This is a genomic window from Paraburkholderia sp. IW21 (genome assembly GCF_041321145.1).
Lineage (GTDB): Bacteria > Pseudomonadota > Gammaproteobacteria > Burkholderiales > Burkholderiaceae > Paraburkholderia.
The window spans coordinates 193,051-218,088 of sequence record NZ_JBGGWA010000005.1 but is presented as its reverse complement, the minus strand read 5'-3'; the positions used below and the strand labels follow the sequence as shown (position 1 = coordinate 218,088).

General features: G+C 62.3%; 21 protein-coding genes and 1 pseudogene. 13 read left to right on the top strand and 9 right to left on the bottom strand.

Going from position 1 to position 25,038, the window contains the following annotated elements; translation table 11 throughout:
- Positions 1-131: 131 nt before the first annotated feature.
- On the bottom strand, positions 132-2,123 hold the full coding sequence (locus tag ACAX43_RS14190; RefSeq protein WP_370709028.1) for a sigma-54-dependent Fis family transcriptional regulator: 1,992 nt from the start codon (positions 2,121-2,123) through the stop codon (positions 132-134).
- A gap of 417 nt (positions 2,124-2,540) precedes the next feature.
- Here ACAX43_RS14190 and ACAX43_RS14185 point away from each other — a divergent pair, with 417 nt between their 5' ends.
- A complete protein-coding gene (locus ACAX43_RS14185; protein WP_370709027.1) occupies positions 2,541-2,831 on the top strand; it encodes a DUF1488 domain-containing protein in 291 nt (96 codons plus the stop codon).
- Between the two features lie 62 nt (positions 2,832-2,893).
- Here ACAX43_RS14185 and ACAX43_RS14180 read toward each other — a convergent pair whose 3' ends face one another.
- From ACAX43_RS14180 to ACAX43_RS14155, 6 genes are all read right to left on the bottom strand, one after another.
- Positions 2,894-3,424 (bottom strand): cytochrome b, encoded by a 531-nt coding sequence (locus ACAX43_RS14180; protein WP_370709026.1) that lies wholly within the window; start codon positions 3,422-3,424, stop codon positions 2,894-2,896.
- 118 nt (positions 3,425-3,542) lie between these two features.
- Positions 3,543-4,844: an NCS2 family permease gene (locus ACAX43_RS14175; RefSeq protein WP_370709025.1), complete on the bottom strand. Its 1,302-nt coding sequence runs from the start codon at positions 4,842-4,844 to the stop codon at positions 3,543-3,545.
- Positions 4,845-5,083: 239 nt separating this feature from the next.
- A complete protein-coding gene (locus ACAX43_RS14170) occupies positions 5,084-5,344 on the bottom strand; it encodes a DUF4148 domain-containing protein (RefSeq protein WP_370709024.1) in 261 nt (86 codons plus the stop codon).
- A 128-nt stretch (positions 5,345-5,472) separates the two neighbouring features.
- Positions 5,473-6,246, bottom strand: a complete 774-nt coding sequence (locus tag ACAX43_RS14165; RefSeq protein ID WP_370709023.1) for a slipin family protein — start codon at positions 6,244-6,246, stop codon at positions 5,473-5,475.
- Complete coding sequence (locus tag ACAX43_RS14160; protein WP_370709022.1) at positions 6,243-7,871, bottom strand: nodulation protein NfeD; 1,629 nt, start codon at positions 7,869-7,871, stop codon at positions 6,243-6,245. The genes ACAX43_RS14165 and ACAX43_RS14160 overlap by 4 nt, the downstream gene beginning before the upstream one ends.
- 83 nt (positions 7,872-7,954) lie before the next feature.
- The gene (locus ACAX43_RS14155; RefSeq protein ID WP_370709021.1) at positions 7,955-8,992 is read right to left on the bottom strand and encodes an AraC family transcriptional regulator; all 1,038 of its coding nucleotides are present in this window, start codon (positions 8,990-8,992) and stop codon (positions 7,955-7,957) included.
- A 299-nt stretch (positions 8,993-9,291) separates the two neighbouring features.
- Between ACAX43_RS14155 and ACAX43_RS14150 the strand changes: the two genes are divergently transcribed.
- The 10 genes from ACAX43_RS14150 (at position 9,292) to ACAX43_RS14105 (ending at position 20,448) form a co-directional block, all read left to right on the top strand.
- Entirely contained in the window at positions 9,292-10,425 is a 1,134-nt protein-coding gene (locus tag ACAX43_RS14150) for an acyl-CoA dehydrogenase family protein (RefSeq protein ID WP_370709020.1), read from the top strand.
- 89 nt (positions 10,426-10,514) lie between these two features.
- Positions 10,515-12,206 (top strand): AMP-binding protein, encoded by a 1,692-nt coding sequence (locus tag ACAX43_RS14145; RefSeq protein ID WP_370709019.1) that lies wholly within the window; start codon positions 10,515-10,517, stop codon positions 12,204-12,206.
- A 59-nt stretch (positions 12,207-12,265) separates the two neighbouring features.
- A complete protein-coding gene (locus ACAX43_RS14140) occupies positions 12,266-13,795 on the top strand; it encodes a CoA-acylating methylmalonate-semialdehyde dehydrogenase (RefSeq protein ID WP_370709018.1) in 1,530 nt (509 codons plus the stop codon).
- 42 nt (positions 13,796-13,837) lie between these two features.
- Complete coding sequence (gene mmsB / locus ACAX43_RS14135) at positions 13,838-14,740, top strand: 3-hydroxyisobutyrate dehydrogenase (protein ID WP_370709017.1); 903 nt, start codon at positions 13,838-13,840, stop codon at positions 14,738-14,740.
- A complete protein-coding gene (locus ACAX43_RS14130; protein ID WP_370709016.1) occupies positions 14,740-15,555 on the top strand; it encodes an enoyl-CoA hydratase in 816 nt (271 codons plus the stop codon). Before mmsB ends, ACAX43_RS14130 begins: the two co-directional genes overlap by 1 nt.
- Positions 15,555-16,703, top strand: a complete 1,149-nt coding sequence (locus tag ACAX43_RS14125) for an enoyl-CoA hydratase/isomerase family protein (RefSeq protein ID WP_370709015.1) — start codon at positions 15,555-15,557, stop codon at positions 16,701-16,703. The genes ACAX43_RS14130 and ACAX43_RS14125 overlap by 1 nt, the downstream gene beginning before the upstream one ends.
- A 134-nt stretch (positions 16,704-16,837) precedes the next feature.
- A complete protein-coding gene (locus ACAX43_RS14120; protein ID WP_370709014.1) occupies positions 16,838-18,421 on the top strand; it encodes a PAS domain S-box protein in 1,584 nt (527 codons plus the stop codon).
- Between the two features lie 296 nt (positions 18,422-18,717).
- A complete protein-coding gene (locus ACAX43_RS14115) occupies positions 18,718-18,900 on the top strand; it encodes a CsbD family protein (protein WP_370709013.1) in 183 nt (60 codons plus the stop codon).
- A gap of 71 nt (positions 18,901-18,971) precedes the next feature.
- Positions 18,972-19,214, top strand: a complete 243-nt coding sequence (locus tag ACAX43_RS14110) for a CsbD family protein (protein WP_370709012.1) — start codon at positions 18,972-18,974, stop codon at positions 19,212-19,214.
- Positions 19,215-19,362: 148 nt separating this feature from the next.
- Complete coding sequence (locus ACAX43_RS14105; protein ID WP_370709011.1) at positions 19,363-20,448, top strand: AI-2E family transporter; 1,086 nt, start codon at positions 19,363-19,365, stop codon at positions 20,446-20,448.
- A 49-nt stretch (positions 20,449-20,497) separates the two neighbouring features.
- Here ACAX43_RS14105 and ACAX43_RS14100 read toward each other — a convergent pair.
- Positions 20,498-21,625, bottom strand: a pseudogene (locus tag ACAX43_RS14100) (MFS transporter); the annotation flags it as partial.
- 508 nt (positions 21,626-22,133) lie between these two features.
- On the opposite strand from ACAX43_RS14100, the gene ACAX43_RS14095 reads away from it, so the two are divergent.
- Both ACAX43_RS14095 and ACAX43_RS14090 read left to right on the top strand, forming a co-directional pair.
- Positions 22,134-22,364: a hypothetical protein gene (locus ACAX43_RS14095; protein ID WP_370709010.1), complete on the top strand. Its 231-nt coding sequence runs from the start codon at positions 22,134-22,136 to the stop codon at positions 22,362-22,364.
- A gap of 93 nt (positions 22,365-22,457) precedes the next feature.
- Entirely contained in the window at positions 22,458-23,093 is a 636-nt protein-coding gene (locus tag ACAX43_RS14090) for a hypothetical protein (RefSeq protein ID WP_370709009.1), read from the top strand.
- A gap of 726 nt (positions 23,094-23,819) precedes the next feature.
- On the opposite strand, the gene ACAX43_RS14085 is transcribed toward ACAX43_RS14090, so the two are convergent.
- On the bottom strand, positions 23,820-25,028 hold the full coding sequence (locus tag ACAX43_RS14085; RefSeq protein ID WP_370709008.1) for a tetratricopeptide repeat protein: 1,209 nt from the start codon (positions 25,026-25,028) through the stop codon (positions 23,820-23,822).
- Positions 25,029-25,038 lie beyond the last annotated feature (10 nt).

The following is a 25,038-nucleotide window of genomic DNA, read 5'->3' as shown; positions in this document are numbered from 1 at the left end:
CGGCGATACGAAAGCAAAACGGCGGCTTCGCACGGCCGTTTTGCTTCAGACACTCACATCGCAATGTCATCGGGTCAACCACTATGCCCGCTGATGCAAGAGCCGGGGGATGCACGCTGTTGCGTGCGCAACTAACCCGCGCGACCCCGGCGCAAATACCGGTACACCGTGTTGCGTGCCAGCCCCAACTCGCGTGCTGCCGCCGACACGTTGCCGCTGTGCCTTGCGAGCGTTTGCGCGATCAGCGTGGATTGCCACTCGTCCATTCGCGCGGGCGACGCCGACGTGTCGCCCGCGGCGGGGATGCAGCGGGCTCCGCGGGTTTCATCGAGCGGCATTGCACCGTTCACTGGCGGCTCGTTGTTATCGCTGTCGTGACTGACGCAATCCTGCAGGAAGTCTTCCGGCAAATCCTCGAGTTCGATTTGTTTCATGCCCTCAGCCATGATGCTCGCGGTGCGCAACACGTTCGCCAGCTGCCGCAGATTGCCCGGCCAGCGGCATTGCTCAAACCGTTCCAGCACCTCCTCGGACACGCGTCGCGGCAAGCGCTCGCCATCCGGCTGCAATTCCAGCATGCGCTCGACGAGCGCCGCCAGATCGCTGCGCTCGCGCAGCGCCGGCAAGGTGACGACGAGGCCGTTGATCCGGTAGTACAGGTCTTCGCGGAAGGTGCCCGCCTCGATCATCGCGCGCAGATTGCGGTGGGTCGCGCAGACGATGCGCAAATCGACCGGAATCGCCCGTGTGCCGCCGAGCGGCACGACCGTGCGCTCCTGCAGCACGCGCATCAGCCGTACTTGCTGGGCGAGCGGCATGTCGCCGATTTCGTCGAGGAACAGCGTGCCACCGTCGGCCTGCACGATCTTACCGACGCTGCCCCGTTTTTTGGCCCCGGTGAAAGCGCCGTCTTCGTAGCCGAATAGCTCTGCTTCGATCAGCGTATCCGGCAACGATGCGCAATTCAGGGCAACGAAGGGCGCGGCTCGCCGCGGCGAATCGTGATGGATCGCGCGGGCGAGCCACTCCTTGCCGGTGCCGGTTTTGCCGAGAACAAGAATCGGAATGTCGCGTCCGCGCAGCTTGGCGACTCGCCGCAGGATCGCGGAGACTTGCGCGTCGCCGGTATCGAGTGTTTCGAGTGTGGCGAGGGGCGCCGGCTCGCTGGGCCGAGCCGCGGCACGTGCGCCATCAAGAGGGGCAGTGCGCGCCGCGCCGGAAAAGCCGTCTGCCGATGCGACATACCGCGGCGTCGAATATTCGCCGCGCGCCACCACGCGCACACCACTCGGCAGCGTCAGCAGGATACTTTCGCCCGGGGTGCGGGCGATCTGCTGCAGCAGCCTCGGGAATGCGATACCAAACAGCGCGTCGAACGGTTGCCCTTTCAGATCGGCGAGCGGCTGCCCGAATTGAAACAGCGCGCTGCGATTCGCCGACAGAAAAGTGCCGTCCGGCGCGAACGCCGCGAGTCCTTCGAAGAGCGTGCCGATGAATTCCGCACGTGCATGAAAGTGGACGCGAATGGCGTCGGCGAATTGATTGGAGAACAGATGATTTTCGATCATCTGCGCCGACATCCGCACGAGCGCGAGCGTGTGCTTGTGAAAGCCGCGCGTGTCGCCGCTGACATCGAGCGCGCCGATAGTCCGTCCGAACGGATCCGCGATGGGCGCGCACGAACAGGTGAGAATCCGGTTCGCGTGCAGGAAGTGCTCTCCAGCGTGCACGACGGTGGGCTGGCCGTCCACCAGGGCCGTGCCGATCGCGTTCGTTCCACGATCGGCTTCAGCCCAGGACACGCCCGGACACAACGCGACGCGATTGGCTTTTTCGACGAAGTCGCTGTCGCCAAGGCTATGGAGGATCACGCCGTGGTTGTCGGTGAGGAGCACCATGCTTTGGGTGTCGACGATCTGCGCGTGCAGCGTCTCCATCACAGGGAGCGCGTGGGTATAAAGCGACTGATTGCGATCGACGAGTTCACGCAGCGCGAGGCGGCGCAACGGATGAAAGTCCGGCGTTTCCGACGCACGCAGGCCGACTTCGAGCGAGCGGGCATGAGCTTGCGCGATGACATCTGGCCGACCGATGGCGGACGGCGTGGCAGGACGATGGATCAATGCATGTCTCCGGTGATCGGACCCGGCGGGTACGTTGCCCGCCGTTGCGTGGCGCACTGCAACATACGCGCTGACGGTCGAACACCGATATTACAGGACGAAACAGGGCGAAGCGAAAGCTGCGCGGCAGGGGAAAAAGCATCGTTACGCGTGCAGGGACCACACCCCAAAAAAACGCGCGAGGCATCAAAATCAGGCAAACAACAAGGAAAACTTGCGCCGCGCCCGAACTCGTCTACAGTGAATCAAATCACCTCCGCGCGGCGCGAACTACATCGTCGTCGGCGCCGGCAGGTGACGATCCCGTGCCATCAGCATTCGACAAGGAGGAAAAGCGCTGCAGGCGCGACCAGGCTCAACCAGCGTGCGCACTACCCATCGAACCATGCGCAGCACCAACCTTTTAGGTGAACTCCCATGCAAATCATTTTCCCGAACGAAACACCTGAATATTCAGGTCGCGAACTTACCTTGGCGTTCCCGGCGATGGTTGATGGGCAGAGGGTGGAGTGCATGATCACGGCTGAGGCACTGGAAGACCACTTTGGCGCCGCATCGCCGCGTCTTGAGGACATGGTCGGCGCATTCGACACGCACCGGGCCCGCATCGAGGCCGCCACGCGGCGTCTGCTATCGGAAACGAGGGCGCAATGCCTGGTGCTGAGGAGCGGCTACGTGCGGTTTTACGAAGCGAACTGGCGTAACTGAGTGAATCCGCGCTTGCGTACGGTCTCGCGTGTCGCAAGCGTCAAAGATCGGAAAAAAATGAGTTAAACCATGCGCCGCAGCGTCCGGTCCTTGAGCACCACGTGATGCGCAATCGCCGCAAGCGCGTGCAGTCCGATGACCCAGTAAAACGCATTGCCGAGCCACACGTGGAGCGTCTTGAGCAGTGGCCGCGCGAGCGCATCGGCACCGACCAGCGTGTAATTCACATTGACCCAGGCGAGGGTCACCGGATGTCCACCGGTATTGATCAGCAAGATACCGAGCAGCGGCTGGGCGAAGATAAAAGCGTAAAGGGCGAAATGCGCGGCCCGCGCCAGAAAGGCGAGCAGCCGATTGCTGTCGATTTCCGCGGGGGCGTTTGCCCACAGCCGCCATAGCAGCCGCAAGACCGCCAGCCCCAGCACCAGTGTGCCGGCCCAGTAATGCACGCTGCTCCAGAACACCCGGCTATCGGAGCCTTTCGGCCCGCGTATTTCGATTGCCAGATAAGCGAGCGCGACCAGCAGAAAAATGGCCCAGTGGAAGAAGATCGCGGGCGTCGTATAACGGTCCGAGGTGCGGCTGTAGGACATGCAGGGAACTCCTGTGACCAGTTCGTTGGTTTTAATTAATCCTCGGATGATAAAGGCTGCGTGTTCCGAATGGGCGCCGTCAACAAGACGATCGTTGATCTAGGCCTAACCGCCGCGGTCATTCACTGCCCAGATAGAAGTAGCGGAACAGGAAAATCGCCGCAATGATCCACACCACCAGCTTCACCTTGCGCGCCTGGCCCGTCAGCAGTTTCAGGCCGGCATACGAGATGAACCCGAACGCGACGCCGTTGGCGATCGAGTAGGTGAACGGCATCAGGAGCGCGGTGAGCGCGGCCGGTACGACTTCGGTGGCATCGTCCCACGGCAGATCGAGCATTTCGCGCAGCATCAGGCACGACACGTACAGCAGGGCCGGCGCCGTCGCGTAGCCGGGCACCACGCTCGCCAGCGGCGCGAAGAACAGCGCCGCGAGGAACAGCACGGCGACGGTGATCGCGGTTACGCCAGTGCGCCCGCCCGCCTGCACGCCCGAGGCGCTTTCGATATATGCCGTGGTCGACGAGGTGCCGAGCATCGAACCCGCCAGAATCGCGGTGCTGTCGGCGAGCAACGCGCGGTTCAGCCGATGCATCTTGCCTTCCACCAGCAACCCGGCGCGATTGGCCACGCCCATCAGCGTGCCGGTCGCATCGAACAGTTCGACGAGGAAGAACACGAGAATCACGTTCAGCACGCCGCTGGACAGCGCCCCGCGAATGTCGAGCTGGAAGAGCGTCGGCGTGATCGACGGCGGCGCGGAGACGACACCGTGGAATTGATTGCCGCCGAAGAAAAAGCTCAGCACCGTCACGCCGACAATGCCGATCAGGATGGCGCCGCGCACGCGCAGATAATCGAGCGTGACGATCGCGAAGAAGCCGACCACCGCGAGGACGACATGCGAGTTGTGCAGATTGCCGAGTGTGACGAGCGTGGCCGGACTGCCGACCACCACGCCGGCCGACTTCAGCGAAATGATCGCGAGAAAGAGGCCGATACCGCCGGTGATGGCAATGCGTATCGAATGCGGAATGCCGTTGACGATCACTTCGCGCACGCGAAACAGCGTGACGATCATGAACAGGCAGCCGGAGATGAACACCGCGCCGAGTGCGGCTTGCCACGTAAAGCCCATGCCTTTCACGACGGTGTACGCGAAATACGCGTTCAGACCCATGCCGGGCGCGAGCGCGATCGGATAGTTCGCGTAGACGCCCATGATCAGCGAGGCCAGCGCGGCCACGATGCAGGTCGCGACGAACACGGCGTCTTTCGGCATGCCGGCGTCGCCGAGAATCGCCGGGTTGACGAAGATGATGTAGGCCATCGTCAGGAAGGTGGTCACCCCGGCGAGCACTTCGGTGCGCAGGTTGGTGCCGGCGGCGTCGAAGCCGAAGTATTGTTTTATGGCGTCCATGAGGCGGGTCTCCCGGGTTTATCGAAGGGGCGAGATGATACCTTGCCAGCGCGCCGGGTGGGGCGGCAAGCGAATTCGCGATGTTGCGGAAGGCGAGAGGGCGGGAAGGCGGAGGACGGGACAGCGGACGATACCGGTTCAGGCAGACGCAGGCCAGCAGGAAAGGCATGCAAGGCCAACGTCGCCCGCGACCGTTGCAGTCGCGGGCAGCCCGGCATGCCGCGTGATCGCCAAACTGACTACTGGGTCATCGTCCCGCCCGATTCCTGCGCCCGCCGCGCGGCGACGATGCGGCCGGCGCGTAACGCGTTGTCCGGGTAGTCGATCCAGTTGAGCGGATCGTAACCGGCGGCGCGCCAATCGGCCAGATCGGCTTTCACTTCGGCACGCGTTTTCGGCGCCGACGGATCGTAAGGCCGCGCCGATGTCTGCGCAAACGCGGTGCTCATACAAACGGCGGCTAGCAGCGCGCCGAGTCCTGCTTGAGAAGCGATTTTCATGACGAGCTCCTAGGAGCGGTTGAACACAACCCCGACACTTTAGTTTTCACCTGCATTTCGAGTAAGACGATTGAAGGCAATGCACCGTTTCATCCAGTGACCCAAAGTGGAATCGCAGCCTCCCCGGATCAAGGGACAGACGGCTTGCTGAAGCGATCCAGCACCGCGCTCAGCAGATCGATCGGCAGCGGAAACACGATGGTTGAATTCTTGTCGGCGGCGATCGTGGTGAGGGTTTGCAGGTAGCGCAGCTGCATGGCTTGCGGCTGCTTCGCGAGCGTCTGCGCCGCTTCCAGCAGATGCTGCGAAGCCTGTAATTCGCCCTCCGCATGAATCACCTTGGCGCGCCGTTCGCGCTCTGCTTCGGCTTGACGGGCAATCGCGCGGATCATCGTTTCGTTGATGTCCACGTGCTTGATCTCGACGATCGACACCTTGATGCCCCACGCGTCGGTCTGTGCGTCGAGCACCTTCTGGATATCGGCGTTCAGTTGCTCGCGATCGGCCAGCAGTTCGTCGAGTTCGTGCTTGCCGAGCACCGCGCGCAGCGTGGTTTGCGACAACTGGCTGGTCGCCTCGAAATAACGCGCCACCTGTATCACCGCTTTCTCCGGATCGACGACCCGGAAATACACCACCGCGTTCACCTTCACCGAGACGTTGTCGCGCGTGATCACGTCTTGCGGCGGCACGTCGAACACAACCGTGCGCAGGTCCATGCGCACCGCCTGCTGCACGATCGGGATGATCAGGACGAGGCCGGGGCCTTTCACTTTCCAGAAGCGCCCGAGCATGAACACCACGCCGCGTTCGTACTCGCGAAAAATCCGTATCGATGAAGCAATCAGCGCGGCCACCAGCAGAATCAGAATGCTGCTGAAGCCGAATGTGAAACCGATCATGAGCGTTCTCCTTGTTGTATTGCTTCCGCGGGCACCACGGTCAGCGTCAGTCCGCGCCGCGCAGTGACGCGCACCGCGTGACCGGCCGCGACCGGGGCCGTGCTGGACACCCGCCAGCGTTCGCCGTGCACGCGCGCCCAACCGGCCAGCGTGCCGCCTGCCGTTGCATCCTCTGGCAGCAGGCCACCGTCGAGCACGACGCCGAGACTGCCGATCATCGCTTCCGAACCGGTCACCACGGGCCGGCGTCGGGCGCGCAAGGCGAGCCTCGACACCCCGAACACGAACACGACGCTGAACACGACCACGGCCGCGATCAAGGGCAGCGGAATGCCGTAGCCGGGCACCTCGGTGTCGATCAGCATCAGTGCGCCGATCACGAACGCGACCACCCCGCCAAAGCCGAGCGAGCCGAAAGTCGGCAGGAACGCCTCGCCGATCAGGAACGCGACGCCCAGAAAGATCAGGCTGAGTCCGACGTAATTGACCGGCAGCATCTGCATGGCGAAGAGCCCCACTAGCAGACTGATCGCGCCGACCACCCCGGGCAGCACGAAACCCGGATTGGCGAACTCGAAGAACAGGCCGTACATGCCGATCATCAGCAGAATCAGCGCGACGTTCGGATCGGTGATGACCGCCAGAAAATGGCTGCGCCAGTCGGCTTCGAGCGTGACGACCGGCGCGTTGGCCGTGCTTAGCTTGACCTCGCCGTGGCTCGTGCTGATCGTGCGGCCATCCACCTGACGCAGGAGGTCGGGTACGTCGCGCGCATTCAGATCGACCACGTGTTGAGCGAGTGCCTCGGTTGCCGACAGGCTGACGGCTTCGCGCACCGCACGCTCGGCCCAGTCGGCATTGCGTCCGCGCATTTGCGCGAGGCCGCGGATGTAGGCGGCGGCGTCGTGGACTTGCTTACGCGTTTCGGTCGATTGGGTGTCGAGCGGAAGGGCGGCGCTGGGCGCGCTCGTGGCAGCGGGCGAGCTGGCTGCGTTGGCTGAGGCGGCTGGGCGCGTCGACCCGGCTGAGGCAGGCGCTGCGGGCTCGTTCTTTTGGGCGCCGGCGCCGGCGCCCGTACCCGGCATCCCAGGCATGCCGCCGCCGCCCGCAGGCGGCTCGGCGCCGCCGATGCCCATCTGGATCGGCGTCGCCGCGCCAAGGTTGGTGCCCGGGGCCATCGCCGCAATATGGCTGGCGTAGACGATATAGGTGCCGGCGCTGGCCGCTCGCGCGCCGCTTGGGGCGATAAACGTGGCGACCGGCACTGGCGAGCCGAGAATCGCCTTGATGATTTGCCGCATCGACGTATCCAGTCCACCGGGTGTATCGAGTTGCAGCACGGCGAGTTGCGCGTGTTCGTCGACGGCGCGTTGCAGGCTGCGCACAATGAAGTCGGCGCTGGCCGGACCGATCGCGCCATTCACCGGGATGACCACGACGCTATTGGGCGCAACGGCGGCCTCGGCGACCCACACCCGCGGAGCGCTTTCGCATAATGCGAACCCGAGGGCCAACAGGACGCCGAACGCGGTCATGCCGCGCATCAACCGGCCCACGACTCCGCCACGGATAAGCGCAGGGCGCGGACCAGACTGCCGGAACGGGAGGCGCGGATACGTGCTCATCGCTGACGGCCGCCACGCCATGCCGACGGGTATCGGCCGGCGCGGGCCGATACCTCGGAAAAGGCTGGCCTGCTCCTTACAGCTTAGTCCGATTCCACGCGCTGCGTGAAATCCGCACGCGCCGGCCGGTAGTCGGTCGGCCGCATGCCGGTCCACTTGCGAAACGCGCGGTGAAACGCACTCGGCTCGGCAAAACCCACGGCGGTGGCGATGTCGGCGATGGTGCGGTCGGTGTCCTGCAGTTCGCCGATTGCGATGTCGCGCCGCAAGTCGTCCTTGATCGACTGATACGTATAGCCTTCCTGCTTCAGACGCCGCCGCATGGTGGCCTCGGCGACGTGCAGACGCTCCGCCATCCGGTCGGCGGCGGGCCAGCCGGCCATCGGCAGCGCGCGCAACATCTTGCGCACCCGGGCCGCAAGCGAGCCGGGATTGCGGTACTTGACGATGAAGCTGCCGGGCGCATCGCGCAGGAACGGCTTGACCGATTTCGTCGTCTGGATCACCGGCAGGTCGAGAAACGCCGGCGAGAGGTCGACATACGACTCGGTTTGATCGAACGTCATGTCGTCGCAAAACATCAGCCGGTATTCGTGCGCGGCGGGTGGCTCGGCGCAGCGAAAGCGCGCCTCGAGCAACGGAATGCGCCGCCCGACCAGCCAGCACAGCAGCCCGTAGACAAGGATGAAGTAGGTCGCATAGGCGAACATCGCGGGCGGCTTTGTGCCTTCGCGTTCGACGAATCTGAGGCGCACGCGCTGCGCATCCGTTTCGATCCGCGCGCCAAGATCGTCCAGCACCAGGCGCATGAAGCCGACCGCACGCGCGAGCGCCTGCGCCCCGCTACGCGCGGTCAGCGCCGTTTGAGTCATCGCGATGAAGCTGCCGCTTTTCATCCGGTGCGAGTCCTGGCCGAAGAATTCGTCGTCGAGCGTACGGGCGATGCCGGCCCACAGCGCGCCGTACTGCGCTGACGACACGCGGCTTTTCGGCGACGCCAGCATCGGCGCCGCGATGCCGGCGGCTTCGGCAAGCGGCCGCGCATCGAAACCGCGCGCTCGCGCCAGCGCCAGGGTCTCCTCGACCAGGCTGACGGAAATCGTGCCCTTATCGTTTTTCATGTTTTTCGTGAATATCTGGCAAATGCGCTCAATGCTTTTCTTGTAGCGATTCCCTAAGCCCTTGAAAACGCGGCCTGAATCCGCTTTGCAGCGCGCCTGTATGGCAAATGCGCTCAACCAGAATGATCGGGCTGAGCATCGAACCTGTCCAGTGGCTTCCCTACACTTGCCATGAACCGATCGCGAGCGGCTTCGCCTGGAAAGACGACGGCGAGGCCACCACCACCCCCGCGATGCGTCGTTGATGACAAGGCAGCGCCTCGCCGTCGCGACCCGATGCACATGAGAGGACCGAGCCCATGGACAGCTTCTACACCGACGAACAGCGGATGATCCGCGACGCCGCCCGCGATTTCGCCACCGAGCGCCTCGCGCCGCACGCCGCGCAATGGGACCGCGACGCGAAGCTGCCTTCGGAAATCGTCACGCAAATGGGCGAGCTTGGCTTTCTCGGCATGATCGTGCCGTCCGAGTGGGGCGGCTCCTATACCGACTACGTGGCCTATGCGCTCGCGCTGGAAGAGATCGCCGCGGGCTGTGCCGCGTGCTCCACCTTGATGAGCGTGCATAACTCAGTCGGTTGCGGGCCGATCCTGAACTTCGGCACCCACGCGCAAAAAGACCGCTATCTGCAAGACCTTGCCACTGGCCGCCGCATCGGCGCGTTTTGCCTGACGGAGCCGCAAGCCGGCTCCGAGGCGAACAATCTGCGCACCCGTGCGGTGCTGCGTGACGGCAAGTGGATTCTTAACGGCAACAAGCAGTTCGTGACCAACGGCGCGCGCGCCAACCTCGCGATCGTGTTCGCCGTGACCGATCCCGATCGTGGCAAGCGCGGTCTGTCCGCCTTCATCGTGCCGACCGATACGCCCGGCTTCAATGTCGGCAAACCCGAACATAAGCTCGGCATTCGCGCGTCCGACACTTGCCCGATCTCGCTCGACGACTGCGCGGTGCCCGAAGCCAACCTGCTTGGCGAACCCGGCGAAGGCCTGCGCATCGCGTTGTCGAATCTCGAAGGCGGGCGTATTGGCATTGCCGCGCAGGCGGTCGGCATCGCGCGGGCCGCATTCGATGCCGCGCGTCGTTACGCGAGCGAACGTATCCAGTTCGGCAAGGCGCTGAAGGACCATCAGACCATCGCCAACATGCTTGCCGATATGGCGACGCGCCTGAACGCGGCGCGTCTGCTCGTGCATCACGCGGCGCGACTGCGTAGCGCGGGCAAGCCGTGTTTGTCGGAAGCCTCGCAGGCCAAACTGTTTGCATCGGAACTTGCCGAGCAAATCTGCTCGAACGCGATCCAGATTCACGGCGGCTATGGCTATCTCGAGGACTACGCAGTCGAGCGCCATTACCGCGACGCCCGCATCACGCAGATTTACGAGGGAACCAGCGAAGTGCAGCGGATGGTGATCGCGCGCCACGTGTAAATGCAAATCAGCGGGCGTTTGAGTGCAAAATAGCCTGCCAGGAAAGTAAAAGCGGAGCGCATACCGCGCCACCAGCACAGGAGACGACGATGACTGCAGCGAAGGGCTTTCTCGAAGCGCGTGACCTGTTATTGCGCCATCGAACCGACTACGACCGTGCCTACCGCGACTTCGCGTGGCCGGCGCCAGGCGAGTTCAACTGGGCGCTCGACTACTTCGACGCGATGGCGCGAGGCAACGACAACCCGGCGCTATGGATCGTGGACGATCCCGCGAGCGACGGATTGCGCCTCTCCTACGCGCAGATGTCGGAGCGCTCGTCGCGCATGGCGAACTTCCTGCGCGGTGTGGGGGTGGGGCGCGGCGACCGCTTGCTGCTGATGCTGCCCAACCGCGTCGAACTCTGGGACGTGATGCTTGCGGCAATGAAGCTCGGTGCGATCGTGCTGCCCGCCACCACCCAGCTTTCCGCCGACGACGTCCGCGACCGCGTGCAGATCGGCGGCGCGAAGTTCGTGGTGGTCGATAGTGCGGAACTGGCCAAGTTCGATAAGCTTGAGGTGCCGCTTACACGCATTTCGGTCGGCACACCCCGCGAGGGCTGGATCGATCTTGCCGGGGCCTATGACGCATCGCCGCAATTCACGCCGGAAGGTGTCACCCAGTCCACCGATCCGCTGCTGCTGTATTTCACGTCGGGCACCACGTCCAAGCCGAAGCTTGTGGAGCATACCCACCAGAGCTACCCAATCGGCCATCTGTCGACGATGTACTGGATCGGCCTGCAACCCAACGACATTCATTGGAACATCAGCTCGCCGGGCTGGGCCAAGCACGCGTGGAGTTGCTTCTTCGCGCCGTGGAATGCGCAGGCATGTGTCTTCGTTTTCAACTTCCCGCGCTTCGTGCCGAAAGACACGCTGAACGTGCTGGTACGTTTCAACGTCACCACGCTGTGTGCACCGCCAACCGTCTGGCGCATGCTGGTGCAGGAGCATCTCACCGACTATCCGGTGAAACTGCGTGAGATCGTCGGCGCGGGCGAGCCGTTGAATCCGGAGATTATCGAACGCGTCAAGCACGCGTGGGGCATTACGATCCGCGACGGTTTCGGCCAGACGGAAACGACCTGCCAGATCGGCAACTCGCCGGGTCAGCCGGTGGTGCCGGGTTCGATGGGCCGTCCGCTGCCGGGCTACAGGATCGAACTCCTCGATGCCGACGATCAACCTGTCACCGAAGGCGAAATCGCGCTGCCTCTGGACGAACGTCCGCTCGGTTTGATGACCGGCTACGCAAATAACGCCAACGCCACCGCGCAAGCCATGCGCAACGGGTTCTATCGAACCTCCGATGTCGCGTTGCGTCGCGACGATGGTTACTACGTCTATGTCGGCCGTGCCGATGACGTTTTCAAATCGTCCGACTACCGCTTGAGCCCCTTCGAACTCGAAAGCGTGTTGATCGAACACGAGGCGATCGGCGAAGCGGCCGTGGTGCCGAGTGCCGACGCGTTGCGTTTGTCGGTGCCCAAAGCGTTCGTCACCGTGCGTCAAGGCTACGAAGCCGGACCCGAACTCGCACGCGCGGTCTTCGCGTTCTCGCGCGAAAAACTCGCACCGTACAAACGGATTCGCCGCCTGCAATTCAGCGAACTGCCGAAAACCATCTCCGGCAAGATTCGCCGAGTCGAATTGCGGCGCCGCGAAATGGAGCGCGAGGCCGAGCCCGCACGCCTGCCCGGCGAGTACTGGGAAGAGGATTTTCCCGATCTGCGTTGATTATTTTTATTCCCAGCCACTGTCCGGCCGTGAGACGGCCACTGCACAGGAGTTCCAGCATGAGCGCAATTGCTTCGACCAACGCGGGGCGCGAAGTTGCCACCGTCAAACTATTGATCAACGGCGAGTTCGTCGAATCGAAGACTACGGAATGGCGCGACATCGTCAATCCGGCCACGCAAGAGGTGCTTGCACGCGTGCCGTTCGCCACCGTCGATGAAGTGAATGAAGCGATCCGCTCCGCGCACGCCGCGTTCAAGACGTGGAAGAACACACCGTTCGGCGCGCGCGTGCGGATCATGCTGAAGTATCAGGCGCTGATTCGTGAGCATTCGCCGCACATTGCAAAGACCTTGAGCGCCGAGCAGGGCAAAACGATTCCCGATGCGGAAGGCGATATCTTCCGCGGGCTCGAGGTGGTCGAACACGCATGCTCGATCGGCACCTTGCAACAGGGTGAATTCGCCGAGAACGTGGCGGGTGGTGTGGATACATACACGTTGCGCCAGCCGATCGGCGTGTGCGCCGGCATCACGCCGTTCAATTTCCCCGCGATGATCCCGCTGTGGATGTTCCCGATGGCGATCGTCTGCGGCAATACGTTCGTATTGAAGCCTTCCGAACAGGATCCGTTGTCGACCATGCAACTCGTCGAACTGGCGCTCGAAGCCGGTGTGCCGAAGGGTGTGCTGAATGTCGTGCACGGCGGCAAGGAAGTGGTCGACGCGCTCTGCACGCACGAACTGGTGAAAGCGATTTCGTTCGTCGGCTCGACGGCGGTGGGCACGCATGTCTACCGGCTCGGCAGCGAACACGGCAAACGCGTGCAATCGATGATGGGCGCAAAGAATCACGCGGTGGTGCTACCCGATGCGAACCGCGAGCAGACCCTGAATGCACTCGCCGGTGCGGGTTTCGGCGCGGCGGGACAGCGTTGCATGGCGACCTCCGTGGTCGTGCTGGTCGGCGCGGCGCAGCAATGGCTGCCCGATCTGGTCGCGAAGGCCAAAACGCTGAAGGTCAATGCGGGCAACGAGCCGAATACGGACATCGGCCCGGTGGTTTCACGCGCGGCGAAACAACGCATTCTCGGTCTGATTGAGACCGGCGTGAAGGAGGGCGCAACGCTGGCGCTCGACGGCCGCGACGTGAAGGTCGCCGGCTACGAGCAAGGCAACTTCATTGGCCCTACGGTTTTCACCGACGTCACCACTGAGATGGAAATCTACCGCCAGGAGATCTTCGGCCCGGTGCTGGTGGTGCTGAACGCGGCCACGCTCGATGACGCGATCGCACTCGTCAATAGCAATCCGTTCGGCAACGGCGTGGGCCTCTTCACGCAGAGCGGTGCGGCGGCGCGAAAATTCCAGAGCGAGATCGATATCGGCCAGGTCGGCATCAACATTCCGATTCCGGTACCCGTGCCGTTCTTCAGCTTTACCGGCTCGCGCGGTTCGAAACTCGGCGACCTCGGGCCTTATGGCAAGCAGGTCGTGCAGTTCTACACGCAGACCAAAACCGTCACCGCCCGCTGGTTCGACGACGATACCGTCAACGACGGCGTCAACACGACCATCAGCCTGCGCTGAGGCCTCGAGTTCATTGCTTTGCATGGGATGAGAGACGACATCATGAAAATTGGCTTTATCGGACTCGGCAACATGGGCGCGCCGATGGCGCACAACCTGCTCAAAACCGGCCACGCGGTCAATGTATTCGACCTGAATGCGCAAGCCGTGCAGGCGCTGGTCGATGCAGGTGCCAAAGCGGCAGGTTCGCCGAAAGCGGCGGTGACCGACGCGGAATGCGTGTTCACGATGCTGCCCGCCGCGGCGCACGTGCGCAGTGTGCTCACGGCGGACGACGGCGTTTTCGCCGGCATTGCGAAAGGCGTGACGATCATCGATTCGAGCACCATCGACCCGGCAAGCGTCAAGGCGTTCGCTGAACTGGCCGCGCAACACGGCAACACGTTCGTCGATGCGCCCGTTTCGGGCGGCACCGGCGGCGCCGCGGCGGGCACGCTGACCTTCATGGTCGGCGGCAGTGCGAGCGCCTATGAGCAGATCAAACCCGTGTTGGCGTCAATGGGCAAGAACATCGTGCATTGCGGCGACACCGGCACCGGCCAGGTCGCGAAGATCTGCAACAACCTCGTACTCGGCATCACGATGGCGGGCGTGGCCGAGGCGATGTCCCTGGGCGAGGCGCTCGGCATCGACTCAAAAGTGCTGGGCGGCATCATCAATACGTCGACAGGGCGTTGCTGGAGTTCGGACACGTATAACCCGATGCCCGGCGTGATCGAAACCGCGCCGTCCACGCGCGGCTATACCGGCGGCTTCGGTACCGATCTGATGCTCAAGGACCTGGGCCTCGCCACCGACGCCGCGAAATTCGCGCGTCAACCGCTGTATCTCGGCGCATTGGCTCAACAGCTTTATCAGACGATGAGCACGAAGGGCGCGGGGCGCCTCGACTTTTCCGCGGTTATCAAGCTTTATCGCAAGGAAGGCAAGGAAGGAGACGCGTGATGATCGAACTCGACTACGCGCACGACGGCGCCGTCGCGCTGCTGACGCTCAAGCGGCCGCCCGCGAACGCTTTCACGCCGGACGGCTTGCTGCTGTTGCAACAAACCATCGAGTGCTTGAATGATGAGGCGCGCGTGCGAGCAATCGTGATTACCGGCGACGGCCCCAAATTCTTCAGTGCGGGCGCCGACCTGAACACGTTCGCCGACGGCAACCGCGAAGTCGCGCGCACGGCGGCCACGCGTTTCGGCGCGGCGTTCGAAACCTTGCAGAACGCGCGGCCGGTGGTCATCGCGGCGATCAACGGCTACGCGATGGGCGGTGGGCTCGAATGCGCGCTGGCGTGCGATATCCGCATCGCCGAGCAACACGCGTTGATGGCTTTGCCCGAAACGGCGGTCGGCTTGCTGCCATGCGGCTGCGGTACGCAGACGCTGCCGTGGCTGGTCGGCGAAGGCTGGGCCAAGCGGATGATTTTGACCGGCGAACGCGTCGATGCGGCTACCGCTTTGCGCATCGGTCTGGTCGAAGAAGTGGTGGAAAAGGGCGCCGCGCGCGAGGCCGCATTGACGATGGCGGCGCGTGTCGCAACCCTCAGCCCGCAAGCGGTCGGCTTCAGCAAGACGCTGATTCACCAGGGCCGCAACGGCGTGCCGCGCGCGGCGGCATTGGCGGTGGAACGGGAACGCTTTGTCGATTTGTTCGACGGCGCCGACCAGCGCGAAGGCGTCAACGCGTTTCTCGAGAAGCGTGCGCCACGCTGGCAGGTCACGCAGGCTGAGCAGGCCGGTCCTGCCGGGCAGGAGACGCATTGATGAGCGCGTTGCAGAGCGTAGCGCTGGATGCGAGCGCAGAGGCGGAGCGCGAGATTCTGTTCCGCGTGGTGAATCGCGTGGCGATCATTACGCTGAACCGGCCGGCCGCGCTCAATGCGCTATCGCACGCGATGGTGCGCGAACTCGCCGTGCTGGTCGAACATTGCCGCGCCGACGACGGCATCGTCGCACTTGTACTGAAAGGCGCGGGCGCCACGGGTTTTTGCGCGGGCGGCGACGTGCGCGAGGTGCATCGTCTGGCGAAGAACGGCGACAGCCGGTGGCTGGCGTTTTTTGTAGACGAATACCGGCTCGACTACGCGCTGCACACGTTTCCGAAGCCGGTCGTTGCCTTGCTCGACGGTGTCTCGATGGGCGGCGGCATGGGGCTTGGCCAGGCGGCGCGGCTGCGCATCGTGACCGAGCGCAGCAAGATCGCGATGCCGGAGACGCGCATCGGCTTTCTGCCGGACGTCGGCGCGACGCGCTTCCTGAGCGTGATGCCGGCGGAAGTCGAACTGTATGTCGGGCTCACGGGCGTCACGTTATCCGGCGCGGATGCGTTGCGCTTGCAACTGGCGGATCTGTGCGTGCCGGCCGAGTGGCTCGCTACCTTTGAAGAGCGCCTGCAGCGCATGTCGCATGCAGGCGAATTGATGGCTGCGTTGCGCGGCGTATTCGAGCCGCCGTGCAACATCATTCCGCACGCCGCTTTGGGGCCGTTTACCCAGCTGATCTTGCGGCATTTCGACCGCCGTTCGAGCATCGAGCGGATCGTCGCGACGTTGCGGCACGATCTGGAGCGCGAGCCGCCGCGCGAGGTGAAGCAGTGGCTGCACGCCACTTTTGACGCAATGGTCGGGCATTCCCCCAGCATGCTGTACGTGACGCGCGAGGCGCTGCTGCGCGGTCGGCAGATGACCTTGGCCGAGTGCTTCCGGATGGAGTTGGGCATCGTCAAGCGGGTGATCGAGGAGGGCGATTTCTGTGAAGGCGTGCGGGCCCAGCTGATCGACAAGGATCGCAAAGGCCGGTGGGCGCCGGCCACGCTTGCGGAAGTGCGGCCTGAAAGAGTCCGGCATTTTCTGGCTTCGCCGTGGAAGCGGGAAGCGCATCCGCTGGTTTTCCTGGGTGCCGGGGAAGGATGATCTAGCGGTCAGCCGCCGCACCTGGTGCAAGTGCATCAGACCGCCTGGTGCATTGGCTATTGGCGCAGCGGCACGATTTGGGCGATCCTGTGACCTGGACAGGCTCTCCCGCACGCTGCTCGCGTGCAAAACTAATGACTGGAACAACCTCCGCTGCACGCTCGCCGCTGGTACAAACCAGCGGCTCAGACGATACGCCGCCGCCAGCCGACGACAAGATTCTGCGTACCCAGACCGATCGCCGGCAGTTGCAGCAGATCATCACGGGGCTGACCGAGGGCGTCATCCTCGTCGAGCCGGACCAGACCATCGTCTGGGCGAATCAGGCTGCTCTCGCGATGCACGGCCTCACCGACGTCGCGCAACTGGGCACGGACGTCACCGAGTACCGCGAGCGCTTCAGGCTGCGTTACCGCAACAACCATCCGCTGCCCGAGGGCGGCTATCCGATCGAACGCGTGGTGGCGGGCGAGTGCTTCAGCGACGTGGTGGTCGAGGTCTTCCCGGCGCACGACGACGAAGTGAACTGGGTGCATCGCGTGCGCAGCCTCGTGCTGACCAATGCGCGCGGCGAGCCCGACTGCCTCGCGCTGATTCTGCACGACGCGAGCGAATGGGCGAGCGCCGAGAAGCGCTTCGAAAAGACCTTCAATGCCAATCCCGCGCCGGCGGTGATCTGCCGACTGAGCGATCAGCGCTACATCAAGGTCAATCAGGGCTTTCTGGAGATGACCGGTTATGTGCGCGAGGACGTGATCGGCCGCTCCGTGTACGAGCTCGACGTGTTCGAAGGCGCGGAGAAGCGCGAACTCGCAGTCGAACGGCTCAGCGAAGGCGCGACCATTCCGCAAATGGAGGCACTCCTGCGCTTGCCTCAGGGCGGCAACAAGTTCGTGGTGGTGGCCGGCCAGCCGATCGACATCGGCGAAGAAGCCTGCATGCTGTTCACCTTCATGGATCTCGAACCGCGCAAACGCGCCGAAAGCGCGCTGCGGCAGAGCGAGGAACGCTTCGCCAGGTCGTTTCGGATGACGCCGGTGCCGACCGCACTGTTCGTCGCCGGCGACTACATGACGCTCGATATCAACGACGCCTTCACCGCGACCACCGGCTTTACTTCCGAAGAGCTGCTGGGCAAGCCGCTCGACCAGAGCGGCTTGTGGAACGGCGGCGACGCCTGCGCGCGGATCAGCGAGGCGCTGGCCGAGTCCGGCAGCCTGCGCAATGTCGAATTTCAGGTGAACAATCAGGCGGGCGACACGCTGAACTGCCTCGTGTCGGCCGAAGCGGTCAGCATCCACGGCAAGGATTGCGTGCTGATGACCTTGCTCGACATCACCGAGCGCAAGCGCTCCGAGATGGAACTGGTGACGGCGATCGAAACGGTCATGCAGGACGCCTCGTGGTTCAGTCAAACGCTGATCGAAAAGCTCGTCAACGTGCGGCGCGCGAACGCGCCCGATGCCGGCGGCCATCTCGCGGATCTGACGGCGCGCGAGCGGGACGTGTTCTCCTGTCTGTGCGCCGGCCTCGCGGACAAGGAGATCGCGAGAGAGCTGGGACTCGCGCCGAACACCGTGCGCAACCACGTCGCCACGATCTACGCGAAGCTCGATGTGCATAGCCGGGGCGAGGCGATCGTGTGGGCGCAAAACCGTGGGCACTTCGGGCTCACTCCGGCGAAAGCGCCGCGCCGCAAGGGTTCGAAGACCACGTAGGCGTTTTTGCTACGTATTCCCGGCAGGGATCGAGGCCGGGCATGAACTGTGCTGCTAAGGTTCGGCTGAACCGAAGCGGGTTCACCCTCCGGGGCGGGTCGATCAGCAGGCTGACGCCCGCTGATGCGCGGTGGTCCGCGGTTCAAATGCACTATGCGATCCGGTACATTCGCGGCTGTCGGGCGGTGTCCTGAACCGGGACAATGCAATCCTGTGTCGAGTGCCGGTATGAACGCGCTGAGGCATGACGGACTCGACGTCTTTTGCGTGCAACCCAACCTCCTAAGGAAATCGTCATGGATAAGAATCGTGTCGAAGGTGCATCGAAACAGGTCAAAGGCTCTGTGAAGGAAGCGATCGGCAAGGTCACCGGGAACCGGACGACCCAGGCCGAGGGCGCGGCCGAAAAGCTGGCCGGCAAGGTGCAGTCGAAGGTCGGCGAGGCCGCGGATGCGGTTCGCGATCGCGTGAAGAAGTAACGAAGAAGTATCCGTAAAGCGCCGGCCGCGGCCGGCGTTTGCTTGCTCACTCTGTTTCAAGGAGAACAACGATGAATTCAAACCAGTTCGAAGGAACCGTGAAAGATGCGGCAGGCAAGGTGCAGGACGCTGTCGGCGGTTTGACGGGAGATCTGGACTTGCAGGCCGAAGGCAAGGTCCGCCAGCTTGCCGGTAAAGCGCAGGCGAAGTACGGCGACGGCGTCGACCAGGTTGCCGAGACGGCCCGCAACAATCCGATCGGCGCATTGCTGGTCGCGGTCGGCGTCGGATTTCTGCTCGGCAAGCTGATGTAAGTGGGTCTGCGGTGCGCTGTGTTGCGACGCCGGGCGCATCGCCCGCCGCCGCGCAGGCGCACCGCTTCAGCCCTGCGGGCGCCTTAGTTGTCCGATGTTCCCGGCGCGTTCGAGGCGCCGGATCTCATCGTCTGTTCGAGGAAAGTTCATGCTGGGATTTGACGTCTGCACAGCCCGGAAGGTCTGGACTGCGTTTCTGATTGCGCTGCTGCTGTTCATTATCTACACCGCGTCGTCCACGGTGCTGGTGGTGGTGTTCGCTGTCTTCTTCAGTTATCTGATCTACCCGATGGTCGAGCTGGTCGACCGCTTCCGGCCGCGTCGCGTGCCGCGGGTCGCCTCGATTGCGCTGGTGTTCGTGGTGGTGGTCGCGGTGATCGCCGTGGCGGGTTCGCTGTTTGGCGTGCAATTGCAGGATCAGGCCACGCATCTGTTCGCACAGTTGCCCGAGTTGATGAAGTCCGACGTGCCCAATCGTTTTCCGTTGCCGCACTTTCTTGAGCCATTGCGCGAACGAATTGTGGATTTCGTGCGCAGCCAGATTGAGACCGGTTCCGATAAGGCCGTACCGATGGCGCGGAGTGTCGGTCTGGGCGTGGTGCATGCGGCGAGCAATCTGATCTACCTCGTGCTGATACCGATTCTGAGCTTCCTGCTGATCAAGGAAGGCCCGCAGATGCGCGAAGCGCTTCTTGATTTGCTGACGGACCGGCATCGCGTGTTGTGGGCCGAGATCGTGACCGATCTGAATGTGCTGTTGTCGAAGTATGTGCGGGCGTTGCTGCTTTTATCGCTGGCGACCCTGATCTCCTACGGCGTGGTTTTCTCGCTGCTTGGCGTGCCGTATGCGTTTTTGCTGGCGGTCAGTGCGGCCTTGCTGGAGTTCGTGCCGTTTGCCGGACCGCTCGGCGCGGTTGCGATTACGCTGGTGGTAGCGGTTTTCAGCGGGTATTCGCATTTGCTTTGGCTGGTGATTTTTATCGCGCTCTACCGGCTGTTTCAGGACTATGTACTGAATCCCTATTTGATGAGCGAAGGCGTGGAGGTGAGTCCGTTTCTCGTCATTGTCGGGTTGCTTGCCGGTGATCAGCTCGGCGGGGTGGCGGGGATCTTTCTGGCCGTCCCGGTGATTGCCATGTTGAAGATTATTCTCGGCAGAGCCAGGGTTTTTTATTCGTCTTCGCGAGATGAAGGGGAAGCCGCGCGACGGGCGTTGACCGGAAAGGCTGAATAGCGGTTTTGCCCGAGCGGCGCAGAGATCAAAGTACCGCGCGGGCAAAATATCAAGTTTCTCCGATGGTATTGCCATTCAAAACGCTTGCCGGAGGCAAATTATTTTGCGCGCCTTGAACGCGGGAAACCCAAAACACCCCTACCGACGCGACCGCGACCGCCGCCCATCCAACAGTCCCATATCCTACGATCTGCCCGGTCGGCGAACTGCTTAGCATCAAGCCGCCAATCCATGCTCCGCACCCAGTGCCCATGGCCTGCAGTGCACTATTAGCACTAAGAAATGCACCCCGGCGGGCCGGCTCGGGCACGGTGGTCAACAGCGCCTGCATCGGCACCATCCGCCCGGACAACAGCACCATAAAAATCGGAAAGAACATGATCAGCGCGTAGAACGGCAGATCAGGCAAATGCGTCACAAACAGGATGGGCAGAAACGAAAGCACGGCCGCAATCCGGAACACGCGCCGCGTGCCGAACCGGTCAGCCAGCTTGCCAACCCGGCGCGAAGTGAAGAACGTCGCCGCTCCGCCTGCCATGTACAGCCACGACAACTGCGCCGGAGCCACGCCATGATTGGCGACCAATACAGGTGAGATAAAAGGAATCACCAGCATATGCGCGACCATCATCATGAACGTCAGCGCGAACGCATTCAGATGCCGCGGATTGCACAGCAACTGCCACAAATCAGGCAGTACCTCGCCCAGCGCAGGTTGCCGGCGACTCAAATGTTCGGCAAGCGGAGGGACCAGTTGCCAGCCCACCACCCAGACGAGCAGCGACAGCACCACCAGCAAGTAGAACGGGGCAGCCCAGTTGAAATGCGCGCCAAGCATGATGCCGGCCGGCACGCCGGCAATCGCCGCCAATGAAAAGGCAGTCATGATCGTGCCGGTCGCGGCGCCACGGCGTTGCACCGGGATCACGTCGCCGACAATCGCCATGATCACCGATCCCAGCACGCCGCCGGTGATGCCCGCAAAGGCCCGCGCGACAAGCAGCAGAGAAAAGCTGCTCGCCAACGCGCACGCCAGGTTCGACAGCGCGAACAGCGCATATACGGTCAGCAACAGACGACGCCGGTCGAAGCGGTCGATGTAGGTCGCCGCGAATAGTCCTGACAGCCCCGAACACCATGAGTAAGCCGACACCGCCGTCGCGAACGCGGCAGGCGTGGTCCGGGAACCATAAATCTTTAACTTGGGCAAAAGATAAGTCGGGATTCTTCCTTTTTTGCGCCGTGTTTTTGAGTTGGCTTGAATGAGAGGTAGGCAGATAAGTTCGTAATATTAATGAAAGATATATTACGTACGAGGACTTGCGAAATATTTGGGATTGCCGCGGCGGTATGTGCGGCGATTTGGGCGACTCGGCACACCGCGCTATTCGCGTTGGCCCGGAAAGCACCGCTGCACTAAGCGATAGAACCGTCCCGCGTCGGCGTGTCACCGTTGCTTTTCTCGCCTTCAAATCTCGCGACCGCGTTGGTACGCTGCTCGACAAGCTTGTCGGGTTGAAGTTGCCTGGCGGGATCGAGGCAAACTTTCGGGACGAAATTGCGGCGGCGGAGAAAATCGCCGAGCAGGTCGAACCGCCCGTATCGGAAGGGCACGCTGTCGCGTCACTCCCTCCCCCAGATCCAAACGAGGTACGCGCCAACCCGACCGGTGTGATCATGGAGTCGTGGATTGCGCTGACCAGGACGGCCGAGGAAATAGCGACTCTCCGTCGCAGCACAAGGAACAGACGCTCAAGAACGTTTTCCTGTTGTTCATGCTGGAACCGTACATCGATGCCGGTTATGTGCATCTGATACCCGATCCAGGAGATTTCAATAACGAGTTCGGCAGGACCGCGATGAAGATGGCGCAACAGCGCACGGCAGGATGGACTCCAGAGATGGACAACAAGTAGCGACAACGATTCGACCGGCTCGCTCAGGATGATTACCGGCGATTCCTCGGGCGACTACCTGAGCGGGCTTTGCGCAAGATGATACGGGAGAGCATGCCTGGGATCGATGACACAAAGCTCGACTCGATCATCAAGCATATGAAGACCGAACTGGAGGCAGACCCATACGCGCTGCTTCAACCGATCGAGCCGGGCAACGCGGGCGCACAACTCAACATCATGAAAGGTTACAGCCTGGAAACTGCGATGTATCTTGCAGCGTTAACTGGGGCAGTCCTGTATACCGACCTTAAAGCGCACTGGCAGCAACTTCATCTGCATACCAGCGCTGCCGATCCAGCGCGTGTGACTGACAGCCAGCGCCCGATTGCCGATGCCGCGCGAGCTATTACTGTGCCCATAGAGATCGACTGGACGGCCGCCCTCGAGGCGCGGATTTCAGGAAAGTTCGGTGAGGTCCGAACCGCGATGCGCCGCATAGTCGAATGCGTCCGGGATAACGCCCGGGAGAGCGAGGCCGCCGATCTCGCCTCACAGCTTGTGAAAGCGGCCGAGGCCGCCCATAAGGAGTGTGCGACGTCATCTTCTGCGCCAAGGTTGAACGGACGCGTGGAGATATCCGTTCCTGATGCCGGATTCGAACGCAACAAGATTCGCCGCCTGCTTCTGACGTTCGGCAGAGCGGAAGTAACACGGCTAATTCCAGCCGCGTTTTTCACCACAACGTAAGTGCGTGCGTTTGCCGCTTTTTCAGCGAAGCAGGTCGATCAGGGGTGGGCGCGGAGGAGAGATGCTGTATGCCGCGGAGGGGCGCAATCGTGATCCATATGGTGATGCAGCTATTGCCTCATGCCGAGGCAACCAGATGAGACTAAAGCTTTCGATGTGGCTGCCGTAATTCAGGGGATGTCACTGCCGTGGCGAATGACGTCCGGATCCGTGACACCGTGCGCAATGGAGAGCGCATTGGTACGCGCGGTTTCAATTCGCATTGCGAAAGTATCGTCGGTTTCGCGATGATAGCGCGCCTGCGTTTGACAGGTGACTCATGAATGGGCTTGTTACCGACCAGGGCCTGAAGTCCTCGGGGATTGTGTCTGTCAACGGTATATGCCCTCACGATGATCACACCGGGTTGGCCGGTGGTCGGGGCGACGATCGAACGATTGATTTCGATGCACCCTGCGGCGTCGGATGCCCGAGCCGCGCCGCGACCCTGCTGGTGGTGTTCACAGGGCTCGCGGCACAGGCGTCGGACGACACGTTCAGATGCCGGCTCCGCCCCACTGAGCGGCTACTCGCGCATCGCAAAAGAACATTGCTTCAGGGACTACGGCCTTTCGACCCACGCTCGTTCGCCAGCACTAATATGTAAACCTTGCTGCGGCTGCATTCACAAAGAAAGGAGAGTCGGGCGATTATCCCATTGGTGGCTGCCTGGAACGTGTTAGGAATTTAGAAGTACACGCAGTGTATGAGCATTGAAGACCACGAAATGGATGCTCGGCAAGCGCTTCGGGCACGGTAAAGGTGCGGTGGCCACCGACGACTACTCAAGCCCCAGGCAGTTTTGGGAGGTGTAGCCTGAAAGCGTGCGAGGCGTTGCTTGAACTCCTCAGAGGATGGATTGAGGGTTAACACTTCCCTCGCTGTCGACACGGCTGAATCGAAGTTGCCAGCTCTTGCGTAGGAGCACGCGAGCGTATCAAGATAGTTCGCCGTGCGCTCGATGGAGACGGCCAGTACCGCATTTCCGATGGCCTCCTGCGCAAAAGCAGGACTATCAAACCCCTGTCGCGTAGCAATAAGCCACGCGAGATTGTTATGCCCGGCTGGAGACCTTGAATACAGGGTGGCGTCTTCGCGGTAATCGGCCAACGCCTCTGCGTTTCGTCCTGACTTCTGATAAAGCAGGCCACGAATACCTTTTGTATATCCTATGACCTCGGATCGCGACATGCTCCGCCCCTGCCAGGCGGGCAACCCATTGGGCGCAACGCGTCTTTCACGTCCATTTGTATCCCAGTCTATGCCTTGGCCTTCGGGATTCACCCAGCGAAGATAGTTGTGCCCTGCGCCGCTCGGAAGTTCGATCTCGACCATACTGACGGGCAGCTTGAGTGTCTCGGCGAGGGAAAGGTACAGCAACGATGCAGTATCGCAGTCCGCAATGTGTTTTCCCTGATTTCTGAGTGATCTCGTGACGAGTGCGTCGCCGAGCGTGTCTGTTGGAATATATAGTTGGTAGCCGGAGTTCACCAGCGTATTGCCCATTACCTCAAAAAACGATGTAGCAGATTGACTCCAGTCTGTCGTGTTTCCTAGTTTACTTTTGTAAAGCCTCTGGCCCGCCTCGATCAACGCATCCAGTTCCTCAAACGCAGAATCAGGAACGAAGCACGCCTCCGATTCGCTGCTAAGAACTTCATGGCCGATAGTCCGATATTTTGGAATGTAGGTCCGCTTGACGGGATCGGGGCACTGTCTTGGTTTTGCATCATCGCTGCTGTCTGCGATTGGAGAACTGTATACGGACCCGCATGCCGGGAATATAGGGGGAGCTACGGCCGCGAGGTTTGGTATGGAGACGCCACCAAGAGCGGGGTTACAAAGAAGTATCTGAGAGACGCTCACCAGCGAAATTATAAGTAAGGCAGTCCTCATACGTCCTCCC